This is a genomic window from Paenibacillus sp. FSL H8-0317 (genome assembly GCF_045040685.1).
Lineage (GTDB): Bacteria > Bacillota > Bacilli > Paenibacillales > Paenibacillaceae > Paenibacillus.
Genome location: NZ_CP150294.1, coordinates 1,008,453 through 1,021,122 on the forward strand (window position 1 = coordinate 1,008,453; position 12,670 = coordinate 1,021,122).

A 12,670-nucleotide genomic window follows, 5' to 3' on the forward strand; every position below is an offset into this window, starting at 1 on the left:
ATCCACCAATACTTTGAACACTTAATATTGAACGTATGTCATGACTCATACCAGAATCAGTCCTCATAACAAACAAACCAGCTTGGGAATTCAATGTAGAATTCCTAAGCTGGTTTTTACATGTTACTCGGTATAATCACTTATCGCAGTACGCCCCGCTTCTACACTGATCCAGTAGGAATAATCTTCGCGTACGTCCACATAGAGGTTAAGTTCCTTCGCATCAAGGTTACTTACCGTTAGTTTAAAATTGCCATAGGCATCTGTTGTAACCTGCTGGGTTTGGATGTGCTCTGCAGCAGGCGAAGGACCATGAATTTTAATTGGCATCGTCTGGTTGGCATACGCCGGGAGCGTACCTTGAAGGACCAATGTGTGGTCGGCAGAATATACTGCTTTCATGGTCTGATCCGGTAGGCCGCCGTTCTTTTCATTCTCGGTAGCTTCAGTTGCATTCTTCGGTCTGCTCCATAATTCGAAGCCTTTTTCCTTCAGGTTCTGGAGAAAAACAACGGCCTCTGCCCGGGTCAAGGATTCTTGTCCCGCATAACCTTGCACCGTAGCTGCAGTTTTGCCTGAAGAGTATCCCATGTTCAGCAGATACCGGATGGCATCTTCATCCTGGGTATAATTTTTACCGCCAAGCCCCGCCACGATTACGGCTACTTCTGTTCGATTTAAGGCATGATTGCGCATCTTCGGATTCTGATTGCTGGCATCCAGCTTCAGATTCAACGCGGAAGCATAGGTATAATAACGATCACTCCAGATGTTTCCTTTGATAGCTTGTCCCTCTGCAGCATCGATGCTCTGAATGACATGGGAATTCGCATACAGCTTGAACAACATGGAGAGGAATTCGGCTTCACTCACCTGATTGTTGGGTTTGAACGTTCCATCCTCGTATCCACTGACCATCTCCTGTTGAACGGCCCATTGAATGGCATCTTTCGCCCAATGTGTGCGGATATCAGTTAATTGGGGGATTCCCGTTACCGTAACAGAGACAACCACTTCTTTCCCTTCAAAACGAACCCGAATTTCGGCTTTACCAGCCTGAAGTCCAATGATTTTTCCATCCTTGATGGCAATGCGATCTGACGTCGTGGTGAACGAAACGTTAGACTGTGGAACATAGGATGTTCCGTTATCATTCACGGCAGTGATCGAAGGCAGATCAATCTGTTCTCCTGCTCGGACTTTCAGGTTTGGTTGTTCTGGCGTTATACGGGTAAGTGTTGTATCTTGAACACCGTCCACATGGAAGAAACGTGTGGAGTATGAGATTTCCGCTGCTGTATCGTTCTTCTTTTGCAGACCTGTAATTCGAATGTTGAACGTATCGCCGTTCTTTAATAATTGCACATCGTCGGGACGGAAGATGATGGCGTAGCCATATCCATATCCACCTGTCTCTACATTGAAATAGGCTTGATTAAACCATTGTTTATCCGCAGGGTCCACGTTGTAATAACCCGTTGGAAAGCCAGTGTTCTGGTTCTTGGCATTAAAGGTCCATGTACGTTGATCGGAAGTTCGAGTCATCTCGACCTGTACCTCAGACAGTGATGGTTTCGCGAATACATCTGTATTCAGTTGAACAGACCAGGCCTGTGTACTACCAAAGGCTTCGATTGGAAAAGCTCCCTGATTCGGAAACAGACTGTAGTTAAACGAAGTTCCCCCCGTTCTGCTTTTATCAAATACCTGCATGGCACTATAGTACTGATCATATGTCTTGCCTGCTTCACTACGAGTAGCGAGTCCAAAACCGATTCTTTGCAGTTGTGGGCTCAAGATCCAGCGCCGATGGCCGAGTCGATCAATATTGGAGGCATCTGAATCATCCATGTAAGCCTGAATGCTTTTGGTCAGGACGTTATTCTTGGCACTGCTGGTAACGTACAGATTGGAGCTGCTGGCAGATTTTGAACCTGTGTCAAAGAAATCCTTTGGCATATCTCCTGGCTGTTTCGGAGAATGGGACAGGTATCCACCCGTGGAGACCACAACAGCCCCATGCTGAGCTTGACGATTCAAGGTAGGATCAAGAACAAGATCGCCCTGTAGCCCCGTGATAAAACGATAAAAGTTGGCTGCGTTCAGCCCCTGCTCCAGATAGGCATCACTTACCACACCAGCAGAGTAGGGAGCACTTGTCGAAGGTGTCTTTGTATACAGGGGAGATGTATCATTGCCATTCATCATCCACTGATTCCACTTTTGAACGATCTCCTGCTGACTTCGCTCAGGTAACAAACTGTCAACCTGTTCTGCATGTGCCGCTTGAGCACCCCATAACAGAAACAGTAAACCTGCCAACGGCAGAGTGAACAGTGAATGCATTTTATTTTTCCGGTAAACCATGTTTCCAACCCCTCTCATTTCTGAACGCACGAAGAACATATGCAAGTTCAGCATTATGGTATATTCATCGACATTACAGCTGGTTTTGCTTAGAGCCAGGCATAGGAGCATAAGGCCGAGCGTATGAAGGAGGGGGGAATTAGGAAGTTAGTGGTTCATTTGTTGAAAAAAGAGCACAGGCCACCCCGCTGATTCGGGGCAGCTTATGCTCTTTCTACATATGTATCTACTTTTTAGTCGAGACTCAGGTCGAAATCAGGCTCACACATATAATCTAATGGGTACAGATCATCTCGTGCCGAGATTAATGCACGGAAATACAGATCCCTGATACCGTGCTCAGTTGCGCTTCCATCTGAGCGATTGGAGACAAGTTCAGCTACCACAAATACGTCTTCTGCGAGGTTGCATTTAAAAAGGACATTCTTCGGATGAATAACTTCCTCCAGGTAACTGTATGTCATCACGTGAAATGTTTGTCCGCGCCAGTTTGTCTTGATCACTTTATAGGACTGCGTTCGCACCAGATCCAAATAACGTTCCAGCTGGAACGTATGCTCGAATTGTGTAATATAACCTTTTTTATCTACATCAATCGTAAACTCCACATCATAGCTTACATGCATTTCATCTTTATAAGTTCCGTTCATAACCTTCATGGCGTCAAAGTGTAATCCGAATTCCGGATCTTCTACATAGGGAATGGTAATGAGTTCGGGGTCAACATGATCTGTGATCTTGCTGTTCATGGATGGTGTGCTGTAATACTTCGATGGCTGTAGATCAATCGATCCAATCATGCTTCCTGGGAAACCAGGGCTGCAAGTTATTCGCATAGTCATCTCCTTAGTTGTTGGTCAGTAGTTAGACGAACAAGTAAGAATAAAGTTGCACCAGAGTCAATGTATTAATTTTTTGAGATTTTGTTATATTCAGAAAAATAAACTTCTATGCTTTTGATCTTTTACTATCCAAATTTCGTTAATTATTTGTAGAGGGGGTGAGGGAGCGTTGAGTGATGAAGAGCTTATTCAAGAGATTCGCGAAGGTAGCCGTGCTGCCATGGAAGTACTGGTGAAACGGCATTATAAGTCGATATTTGCTTATGTTTACCGGAAAACCGGAGAGTACCATACTGCTTATGATCTAACACAAGAGGTATTTGTAAAAATGATGAATTCCTTGGACAAGTATCAGAACACAGGACAATTCAGTCACTGGCTACTGAAGATTGCAGTGAACCATTGTAGAGATTATTATCGTGGGCGGGAGTTCAAGCAGCAACAAAGAGAGAGTGAATTAACTGAGGATGCGTTCCCTGCCAGTGAACAACAGAATGTTTGGAATATTTTTCATAAGCGATTTCAGAATGAGCAAGTCAGGCGGGCTGTATTAAGTTTGCCTGATCACCAGCGAGATGCCGTCATTCTAAACTATTACAATGGATTGAAGATCAGGGAAGTTGCTGAACTTACGGGAACCAACGAATCGACCGTAAAGTCACGCATTCGATTGGGGATAACGAAATTAAAGGAGATTATTGTGGGAGGTGAACGTGATGAAAAGCAGAGGAAACGGAGATGAATCGAACCCTGTAGCAGAGTTGGAAATAGAAGAGTACAACGAAATTGCTTCATATCTGGATGAGTATCCGGTCGAATTTCCATCCGAGATGGAGATTGACAAGACAATTAGAATACTGGATACATATATGCCAGATCACATGAATGCTCATCTGAAACAAAAATCATCTGGGAATTCAGTTAAGGAATTGTTCCAGTTAGTTTATGGTGAGGTTGCTGTCTTCCACAAATCTTACTGGTTAGTCTGCTCAATGCTCTTGTTGTTCGGCTATTGGCTAGGTACCCACAGTACGACAGACCCGTACATGAGTGTGCTCTTTATAGTCCCTGTTCCATTTGTACTTGGTTTGCTAGAAGTTTTTAAAGGTCGAGATCAAGGGTTAATGGAAATCGAACTGACCTGCAAAATTACGGCACAGCAACTGATGCTTACCCGTCTAATCGTAGTGCTCATTGGGAATATGGCGTTTGTTTTTTTGCTTAATCTACTTATATCAAACGAAACAGGGGTTTCCATATCATGGAGTGCTATCGGCCTTTCGTATACACAGCTTATGATCGCAGCAGGTACAAGTCTATGGCTTGCGATGCGTGTCAGAGGTGGGACAGCCGTCAGTATCTTTTTAATTGTATGGTTCTCACTGGTTTGGCTTGTACTAAGTAATCCCGAATTGAAGACTCTACTTCAATCGATCCAGCCCACAGTACTTATAGCAATGGCTCTATGCGGAGTTTTACTATTAATCAGTCAGATCTATGAGATGGCAAGAAAATATACATTACAGACAGAAAGAGGTTACTCCTTTGATACTGACCATGGATAACGTATCCAAGAAATACAGGAACAAGTTGGCGGTAAAAGAAGTCTCACTGGAACTATCCAGTGGTGGTGTTTACGGTCTTCTTGGGCCGAATGGGGCAGGGAAGACAACATTGCTTCGCATGATTGTAGACATTTCCAAGCCCACGTCTGGACAAATTTTGTTGAACGGGCAGTCTATCCAAAACATGGGAGACCGTTATCGAAGTTTGTTGGGCTACATGCCCCAGCGATTTGGATTTTATAACCGATTCAGTGCTTATAAATTTCTCATGTATATGTGCTCTTTGAAAGGGCTCAGTATTAATCAAGCTTCAGCACGTGTGCAGGAAACGTTGGTGATGGTGGGTCTTGAAAATCAAGCACAACATAAAATCCGTACATTCTCCGAAGGAATGAAGCAGCGATTGGGAATTGCCCAAGCTTTGCTGAATGATCCACAAATTTTGATTCTTGACGAACCTACAGCTGGATTGGACCCCAAAGAACGCATTCGATTTCGTAACATTATCGGCGAGCTGGGAAGAGATCGTATTATCATGTTATCTACGCATATCATTTCTGATTTGGAGTTTTTATGTAAGGAGATGATTCTGATGAATGAAGGGCAACTCATCGCCAATAATACTCCGGAAGAGATCATGAACCGGATAAAAAATAACGTATGGAAAGCGAAATTAAATCCTCAGCAACTTGCTGATCTTACCTCTCATTTCAAAGTGAGTGGTTTGTCTTATGAGTCTGATGGAATCGTAGCCAGAATACTGGCCAAAGAACAGCCAGTCCCGCAAGCTGTACCAGAATCACCTCGGCTTGAAGATGTATATATGCACTATTTTGGAGAGGAGACGAAGTCTTGATTCGTTTAACTCAATTCGAGTTTTATAAAATTATAACGCGTAAAAGTATTGGTATAGCAATGTCTATTTTAATTGTTTTTCTAGTCGTATACTCATTTTGGAGGCATCCTGGGATAATGGATGGTTCCGCCTTTTACAAACCTTATGAAGGTGCTATTACAACAGAGAAGGTAAAAGTCGCACATAATCAATATGATTCCATTTGGGATAGTACAAAAAGTAGATACCAATATGGTGCTTTCTACGATATTGTGTTTTTTTCCCCAGAGACGATTAAAAACAGCACACGATATGATGATCGCGGCAACATCATGGAGCGTACAGTAAATGTATCCGAAATTTATTATAATAAACCTTGGGGCTACTTACTGGAATACATTGATCAATTTGGTGTAGTTTTTATGATGATTATGATTCTCCTAGGGCTGGCTCCAATATTTACCGAAGAATATGCACTAGGTACAGCATCATTACTGCGCAGCAGCAAAAGAGGCAAAAGCAAGCTTGTATCAGCAAAATGCATTGCTTCCATATTGTACGTTGTAATGTGTGCCGTTTTATTTACTGGTGTAAACTTGATTTTATATTGGTTAAGGTTTGGTAATCTGGCTGGGGCGAATACTTCCATACAGAGCGTGGGCATGTATGTTTACAGCTTTGATTATGAGTTCTCACCGTATACTTTTACTGCTTTTCAATATTATTTAGTTCAATTGTTTACTCATATAGCAGGTAGCTTGGTTTTTGCATCTATTGTTTTACTGGTATCGGTCCTCAGTTCTACATCCTTTATAGCTATAATTGTGAATACTGTGATAGTAGGTCTGCCATACTTGGCCTTTGACGTATTAAATTTAAATTCCGGGTCATTAAAGTGGGTCGAAAAATTTTCGATAAGTACCATGATACGGGTAACAGGGATTTATCAAACACCAACAAACTATTCCTTATTCGGACTGAATATGTCTTATTTAACCTTATATATAGTTGTGATGGCTTTCATTACGGTTTCAACTGTACTTGCCACATATCGTATATTCCACGGCCGAGAAGTGTTTTCTTGAGTGAAGCTATGAGTAATTCCTTTTTTTTGTGGAAATGAGGTTCGCAATCACTGCGGGCTTTTTTTATTTGCAGGAGTACTGGCACTATTTCCAATCTACTTACTCTTTTGATACAGTATCTGTAGGACATTCGGAGGTATATATCGTGTATGGAGCAATTCTTTCATGAATGGGTCATGGAGAACCGTGCCCCATCTCGCTCTCGGAGAGGAGTCCATCTAATGAATGTGAATGATAAGGTGATCGAACAACAGTCCCTTACCTTTGTGGGAATCAAACGAACATTATCTTGTGTGGATGGTGAGAATCTGTGAAGGTTTGGTGTCCATCGAACTTCCCGCGTCCCATTGGGTTGTATTTGAAGCGGATGAATTAAAGCCAGAGGCGATACAACGGTTGTGGCACCATATTATGGCAGAGTGGTTTCCTTCCACTACATATAAGCATGCAGGGATTCCGGAACTTGAAGTGTATAGAGGTCACGGCACACCTCCCCAAGTCTGAATACCTGTAGTTGTTCAAAAAGTCCGCTTTTGATTACGAAGGATGCCTGGAGGCATCATCAGCATCGAATATGGCATTCAGCCGAACTGTCCGTTGCTCACGTAGTTTCCCTACGCTCCGCTACTCCATTTCTACCGTCATCCCATCTTCTTGGTACTGAAAACCGCTCTTTTTGAACATGTATTATGAGCAAAATTGAATTAGGAGGCCTACGATGTTATCCAATAAAGTGATTGAACATTGCCAGGAGCAAGGCTGGTGGCATGAAGATGTTCCAGCAGCATACGAAGAAGCATTGCAAAAGCTGGAGATCGACTTTCAGTCGGAGTTCGCACAATTTTATTTACATGCAGAGGATGGTCCGACTTTTTACAGCAGGCATCAGGAGTTGTATCAGATCTGCTGGTTTATGGAGAACACCGTATATATGGAAGACATGAATGTAGCACAGCTTACACTGGGACTTCCCGAGGCGTATATTCCACTGGACAGTTTTGAAGGTGAGGGTGGATTTTTCTACAACCGTCAGACTGGAGAAGTGGTGCTGGTGGAACTGGGCGAATCGATCGAACGGTTTCTTAATGGCGAGAGTGAGCCGCAGTGGGCTGATTTCAATGCTTTTCTGGAGTGGTATTTCGTCCTGGAGGAGGAGACGGTGCAATGAAAGATCTAACACCGGAACATGCCGAACTGGAGCGACAAATTGTAGAAACGGTAGAAGCCGGTAATGTACTGGATGAGACGCAGCAGCATGAACAAGCACTTATCTATTATGATCAGGCATGGGACATGTTGCCCGAGCCGAAGATGGAATGGGAGATTGCAAGCTGGATCGCATCCTGCCATGCGAATGCACATATCGATCTGAAGCAGTATGAACTGGCGAAGCCGTGGGCTGAGATATCGTTAAGTACGCGGAGTTCGGATAGAAATACGAGTCCGTTGATCGATCTCGGCATGATCTGCATGAGACTTGAACAGCATAACGAGGCGTATTCGTATTTGCATCAGGCGTATGAGTTCGGCAGAGAGCGTGCATTTCAGGGAAGCCCGAGGGACGTGTTGAGTTATTACATTGAAGAGCGGGCTAAGCGCAAGTAGAGTGATTCCGACCATACCATGTACAAAAAGGGTACCCCGGTTTGGCCAAAATATCACCACTGGAGTACCCTTTCGATTATTACGGGATGTTTGGCTTCATCTAATCCGAAATGTTACGCGTATAGTATTCAATAATATCCTTACGACGGATAATACCGAGGAAGACACGATCGACATCCACCACGGGCACAAAATTTTGGTCTGCTGCAAGTGTCAGCATATCCTCCATTTCAGCCTCAATGAATACACATTCATTATATACCCGATTGTTAATCTCATGGACCTGAACCTGATCCATCGTATCAAAAGTCAATCCGGGTGTATTTCGCATTTTCCATAACAAATCGCCTTCGGACAGGGTAGCAACATATTTTCCATCCTGGTCAATCACGGGAATGGCGGTGTAGTGTTGCGATTCCAATTGCTCAATAGCATCTTTCATGGAAGCGGTAGACTTGATATAGGCCACTTCGGCTTTGGGGAGTAAAAAATAGCTGATTTCCATCATCGGGCTCCTTTTCAGCCTTTTGCATAGCAAAAAAGCTTTAGTATGTAATCTCACTCTCCTTATTTAAACATATTATGTGAGCTTTCGGCTATTTTTAATGATAAATTCGTCAGATTTGTTTCATTGTTTAAATGGCTCTGGAAATCTATAGTGTATATTAGAGGTGATGTAACCATGAAATCCAAACGTAAATTAATGTACGGACTGCTGCCCATCTTGTTTGCAGGTGGAATCGGAATGTATCTATACATGCAGAACAACAAAGAAGCAGAGGCCAAACCCCAGACTACCGTGAATCAGTACATAGAGCATCTGCAAAAAAAAGAATTTGACCAGTTGTACACCTTGATGACACCTGCTTCGCTGCAAGAGTCGGGCATGAACAAGGAACAATTTGTTGAGAAATACAATGCGATCTATTCGGGTATGGAAGTATCCACCGTCAAGGCGGAGGTTAAACCTGTGGATGTTGCCGAAACTGCTTCCGATGGCAGTAAGACCGATACAGAGAAACAAAACCCGGATACGTATGAGGTGGATTACAACCTGCAACTGACAACTTTTTTGGGTGAAGTCAGTGAGACGCATACATTGAAACTGGTCCGACAAGAGCTTGAGGACGGAGGGAAAAACTGGCAAATTAACTGGCAGCCTTCGCTGATCCTGAATGACATGGTTAAGGGCAGTAAGGTACGAGTGAGGACACTGTTCCCGGATCGTGGAGACATTGTGGATCGTGATGGTTTGCCGCTCGCTACCAAGGGCACGATGAATGAATGGGGCATTGTACCTGAGAAACTTGGTGATAACCCGGACCAGATGATTGCGCGAATTGCGAACCATTATCAGGTTTCGGAAGATGCCATTCATAAGGCGCTTGCGCAGACATGGGTGAAGCCGGAGTATTTTGTCCCGATTGGTTCAACGGAGGAGTTTGACGTACCAGAATCTTTAAGCGGGGTTACGATGCAAAGCAAGGAAATCCGCTATTATCCACTCGGCGAGGCGGCTGCGCACCTGATTGGTTATGTGCGCAAAGCCACCAAGGAAGATCTGGATAAGGATACGGAAGGGTATTATCGCGCCGAGGATTGGATCGGGAAAGCAGGTTTGGAGCAGTCCATGGAGAAGCAGCTGCGTGGTGAGCGTGGAGGTCTGATTGAAATCACAGATGAATCCGGTAACTCCCGTTCTGAGCTTATTCGCAAGGATGCTGTAGATGGACAGAATGTTCAACTGACGATTAGCTCCAAACAACAAAAGAAATTATATCAGACATTATCCAACGGTGGAGACGCCGGTGCGATGGTTCTGATGAATCCGACGGACGGCAACCTGTTAGCGTTGGTCAGTGCGCCTTCCTATAACCCGAACAAGATGGTTACAGGACTTACTCAGGCAGAGTGGGATGCTTATTCGGCGAATGAGAAGCTTCCTTTTATCAACAGAGTCACTACCCGGTATGCACCAGGATCAACTTTCAAAGCGATTACAGCCGCAGCGGGACTGATGGAGAAGGTGACCACAGCGGACAAAACCCATGATATCTCTGGCTTGCAATGGCGGAAAGACGATAGTTGGGGCGGTTATTATGTCAAGCGTGTGAAGAGCTTATCCCCGGTTAACATGGTCGATGCACTAGTATACTCGGACAATATTTACTTTGCCATGGAAGCGATCGAGATGGGAAGCGCCAAGTTTATTGATGGGATCCAGAAGTTTGGTTTTGGCGATAACTTTGGATTGGATGAACTGTATCTGAAGCCAAGCCAATATGCCAACGAAGCACATCTGGATCTGTCGTCTGAGGTGTTACTCGCGGATACGTCCTACGGGCAAGGGGAGATGTTAATGTCCCCGATTCATCTGGCGTCGTCATTTACACCTTTTATTAATGAAGGGAAACTAGTGAAACCTGTTCTGATCGAGGGAAAAGAAAGCACTGACCCTGAGGTAATCATTACTCCGGAAGCCGCAAATACGGTTAAGGATGCTTTGGGAGAAGTTGTTTCCCGGCAGGGAGGCACCGCCCATACCTTGAATTCAATACCTGGAGGACTCGCGGGCAAGACGGGAACAGCGGAACTGAAAGCAAAGAAGGGAGAGAAGGGGCAGGAAAATGGATTTTTCGTAGTATTTGATACCGACTCTCCGACCTTCCTGTTATCCGCTGTAATTGAAGAGGTGAACGGCCGAGGTGGAAGCCACTATGTCGTGGATAAATTGAAGCCTTTTTTGGAAAAGTTGGAGATTGCGGATAAAGTAAACTTTGCAGACGAATAAAGTGTGCGAAGAAACAAAGTGAAGTTGTAAATAACAAAAAACACCGGTGACGGTGTTTTTTTGTCTGAGGCTATATCAAACGGTTTATATCTTTGATAGGTATTCGGTTAATTGATGGAATGTTCCAGTAAATCCGGTGTGTACCATCTCTTTTGAAGCCTCAAAAGTTTGATTTTCTTCCTCAGTTGGAGATACAGGTGCAACAATCATTTTAATGGTTGTTACACCTTCGTACTCGCTGAACAGCACAGTATTCAGGGTTTTCATAGGCCAGCTTTCGTCAAAGGGCGCACGGACTGTGTCACCTTTCTCATCAGAAAAGAAACTGGTGTACACGATTTTCTCTGATGAAATAATCTCACTGTACACAAATTTAACCCACATGGTGTCGCCATCATCAGGTTTCTGGTTGTAATGAAAGACACCGCCAGAACGAAAATCTGAGTTAGCAACAGTAAATGTCCAACCTTTTGGGCCCCACCAGTTCTGCAGATGTTCTGATTCGGTAAATGCCTTAAACACAAGTTCACGTGGAGCATTGAAACGATAAGAGATTTCAACTTGATTTGACATTGTGTTTCCTCCAATAGGTTTAGGATAAAGTTCGCCATTATTTCCTTGCAGTAATCATAAAGCGTGCCGAGTTGGTACGAATGCCCTTTTCGTCGTGATGTTCTTTCACCAACTGCTGGAATCGCTCGAAGTCAGTGTCTACCTTTCCGAAATCAGGAATGATGGGTGCATGGGCGAATAGGATCAAATTGGACAGACGTATCCCTTGATAGCTGGTACGCGTTTTGACCCAGCCCGACGACTAATTACTTCGAACCATTCGGAGCAACATCCATGTCACCTCACAAGTTGGAATATCATTAATTATATTCAATTGACAGCGTATACGCGAGGTGTTATTTTGAGGTGGAATCTATTCTATGAGTTCGAGGTGATCCATGGTGGCTATTCGTGCTAAGCAGATTTTTGTCAATTTACCTGTTCAAGATTTGAAGAAATCCGTTGAGTTTTTTACCAAGGTGGGATTTGAGTTTGACGCCAATTTTACGGACGAGTCTGCTACTTGTATGATCATCGGGGAAAATATTTATGCCATGCTTCTGGTGGAGGAACGCTTCCAATCCTTCATTTCGAAAAAAATCTCCAATGCTGCCGATACAACCGAAGTTATCGTTGCCCTGTCTGTAGATAGCCGTGAGCAGGTAGATGTGATTGTACAAGCTGCCCTCGATGCAGGAGCGAAGCCATCCAACGAACCACAAGATCACGGATTCATGTATGGATGGAGTTTTCAGGATCTGGATGATCACCTGTGGGAAGTTTCCTATATGGATCTCAGCGCTTTTCCTTCGGAGTAATAAAATGAAAATAACTAGAGCCTTCCTAGATTAATAGGAAGGTTTTTTTGCATCCAGTATGACTCGTTTAAACATGATATCTACAGAACATATGGTGTAATATTCCTTTTTGCTATATGATAATTATCGATTCATGTTGGTGTTTTTTAGCAATTGATGCGATAGGCGAACCCCGGGAAAGCGAAGTATACATATGTTCTTAAGTGGAGG

Annotated in this window: 13 protein-coding genes; 9 read left to right on the plus strand and 4 right to left on the minus strand. The window is 43.8% G+C overall.

Features of this window, described 5'->3' with window-relative positions:
• Positions 1-123: 123 nt before the first annotated feature.
• Both MHB43_RS04655 and MHB43_RS04660 read right to left on the minus strand, forming a co-directional pair.
• A complete protein-coding gene (locus tag MHB43_RS04655) occupies positions 124-2,367 on the minus strand; it encodes an S-layer homology domain-containing protein (protein ID WP_339306884.1) in 2,244 nt (747 codons plus the stop codon).
• 233 nt (positions 2,368-2,600) lie between these two features.
• Positions 2,601-3,203, minus strand: coding sequence for a hypothetical protein (locus MHB43_RS04660; protein ID WP_339306886.1), 603 nt, complete (start codon positions 3,201-3,203; stop codon positions 2,601-2,603).
• A 175-nt stretch (positions 3,204-3,378) separates the two neighbouring features.
• Between MHB43_RS04660 and MHB43_RS04665 the strand changes: the two genes are divergently transcribed.
• The 7 genes from MHB43_RS04665 to MHB43_RS04695 all read left to right on the plus strand — a co-directional run bounded on the left by MHB43_RS04665 (position 3,379) and on the right by MHB43_RS04695 (position 8,299).
• The gene (locus MHB43_RS04665) at positions 3,379-3,951 is read left to right on the plus strand and encodes an RNA polymerase sigma factor (RefSeq protein WP_260632551.1); all 573 of its coding nucleotides are present in this window, start codon (positions 3,379-3,381) and stop codon (positions 3,949-3,951) included.
• Positions 3,926-4,774, plus strand: a complete 849-nt coding sequence (locus tag MHB43_RS04670; protein ID WP_339182042.1) for a hypothetical protein — start codon at positions 3,926-3,928, stop codon at positions 4,772-4,774. Before MHB43_RS04665 ends, MHB43_RS04670 begins: the two co-directional genes overlap by 26 nt.
• A complete protein-coding gene (locus MHB43_RS04675) occupies positions 4,755-5,630 on the plus strand; it encodes an ABC transporter ATP-binding protein (RefSeq protein WP_339306888.1) in 876 nt (291 codons plus the stop codon). The genes MHB43_RS04670 and MHB43_RS04675 overlap by 20 nt, the downstream gene beginning before the upstream one ends.
• Positions 5,627-6,694, plus strand: coding sequence for a hypothetical protein (locus MHB43_RS04680; RefSeq protein WP_339306890.1), 1,068 nt, complete (start codon positions 5,627-5,629; stop codon positions 6,692-6,694). Before MHB43_RS04675 ends, MHB43_RS04680 begins: the two co-directional genes overlap by 4 nt.
• A 297-nt stretch (positions 6,695-6,991) precedes the next feature.
• Positions 6,992-7,198 (plus strand): effector binding domain-containing protein, encoded by a 207-nt coding sequence (locus MHB43_RS04685; RefSeq protein ID WP_339182050.1) that lies wholly within the window; start codon positions 6,992-6,994, stop codon positions 7,196-7,198.
• A gap of 214 nt (positions 7,199-7,412) precedes the next feature.
• Positions 7,413-7,862 carry a hypothetical protein gene (locus MHB43_RS04690; RefSeq protein WP_221818783.1) on the plus strand — a complete coding sequence of 150 codons (450 nt, stop codon included), beginning with the start codon at positions 7,413-7,415 and terminating at the stop codon, positions 7,860-7,862.
• Positions 7,859-8,299, plus strand: coding sequence for a hypothetical protein (locus MHB43_RS04695; protein ID WP_221818784.1), 441 nt, complete (start codon positions 7,859-7,861; stop codon positions 8,297-8,299). Before MHB43_RS04690 ends, MHB43_RS04695 begins: the two co-directional genes overlap by 4 nt.
• Before the next feature lie 100 nt (positions 8,300-8,399).
• Here MHB43_RS04695 and MHB43_RS04700 read toward each other — a convergent pair whose 3' ends face one another.
• Positions 8,400-8,804, minus strand: coding sequence for a CBS domain-containing protein (locus MHB43_RS04700; RefSeq protein ID WP_047840578.1), 405 nt, complete (start codon positions 8,802-8,804; stop codon positions 8,400-8,402).
• Between the two features lie 177 nt (positions 8,805-8,981).
• On the opposite strand from MHB43_RS04700, the gene MHB43_RS04705 reads away from it, so the two are divergent.
• Positions 8,982-11,090 (plus strand): penicillin-binding transpeptidase domain-containing protein, encoded by a 2,109-nt coding sequence (locus MHB43_RS04705; protein WP_405131450.1) that lies wholly within the window; start codon positions 8,982-8,984, stop codon positions 11,088-11,090.
• Positions 11,091-11,174: 84 nt separating this feature from the next.
• Here MHB43_RS04705 and MHB43_RS04710 read toward each other — a convergent pair whose 3' ends face one another.
• A complete protein-coding gene (locus MHB43_RS04710; RefSeq protein ID WP_339182056.1) occupies positions 11,175-11,663 on the minus strand; it encodes an SRPBCC domain-containing protein in 489 nt (162 codons plus the stop codon).
• A 380-nt stretch (positions 11,664-12,043) separates the two neighbouring features.
• Here MHB43_RS04710 and MHB43_RS04715 point away from each other — a divergent pair, with 380 nt between their 5' ends.
• Positions 12,044-12,460, plus strand: coding sequence for a VOC family protein (locus MHB43_RS04715; RefSeq protein ID WP_237178160.1), 417 nt, complete (start codon positions 12,044-12,046; stop codon positions 12,458-12,460).
• Positions 12,461-12,670 lie beyond the last annotated feature (210 nt).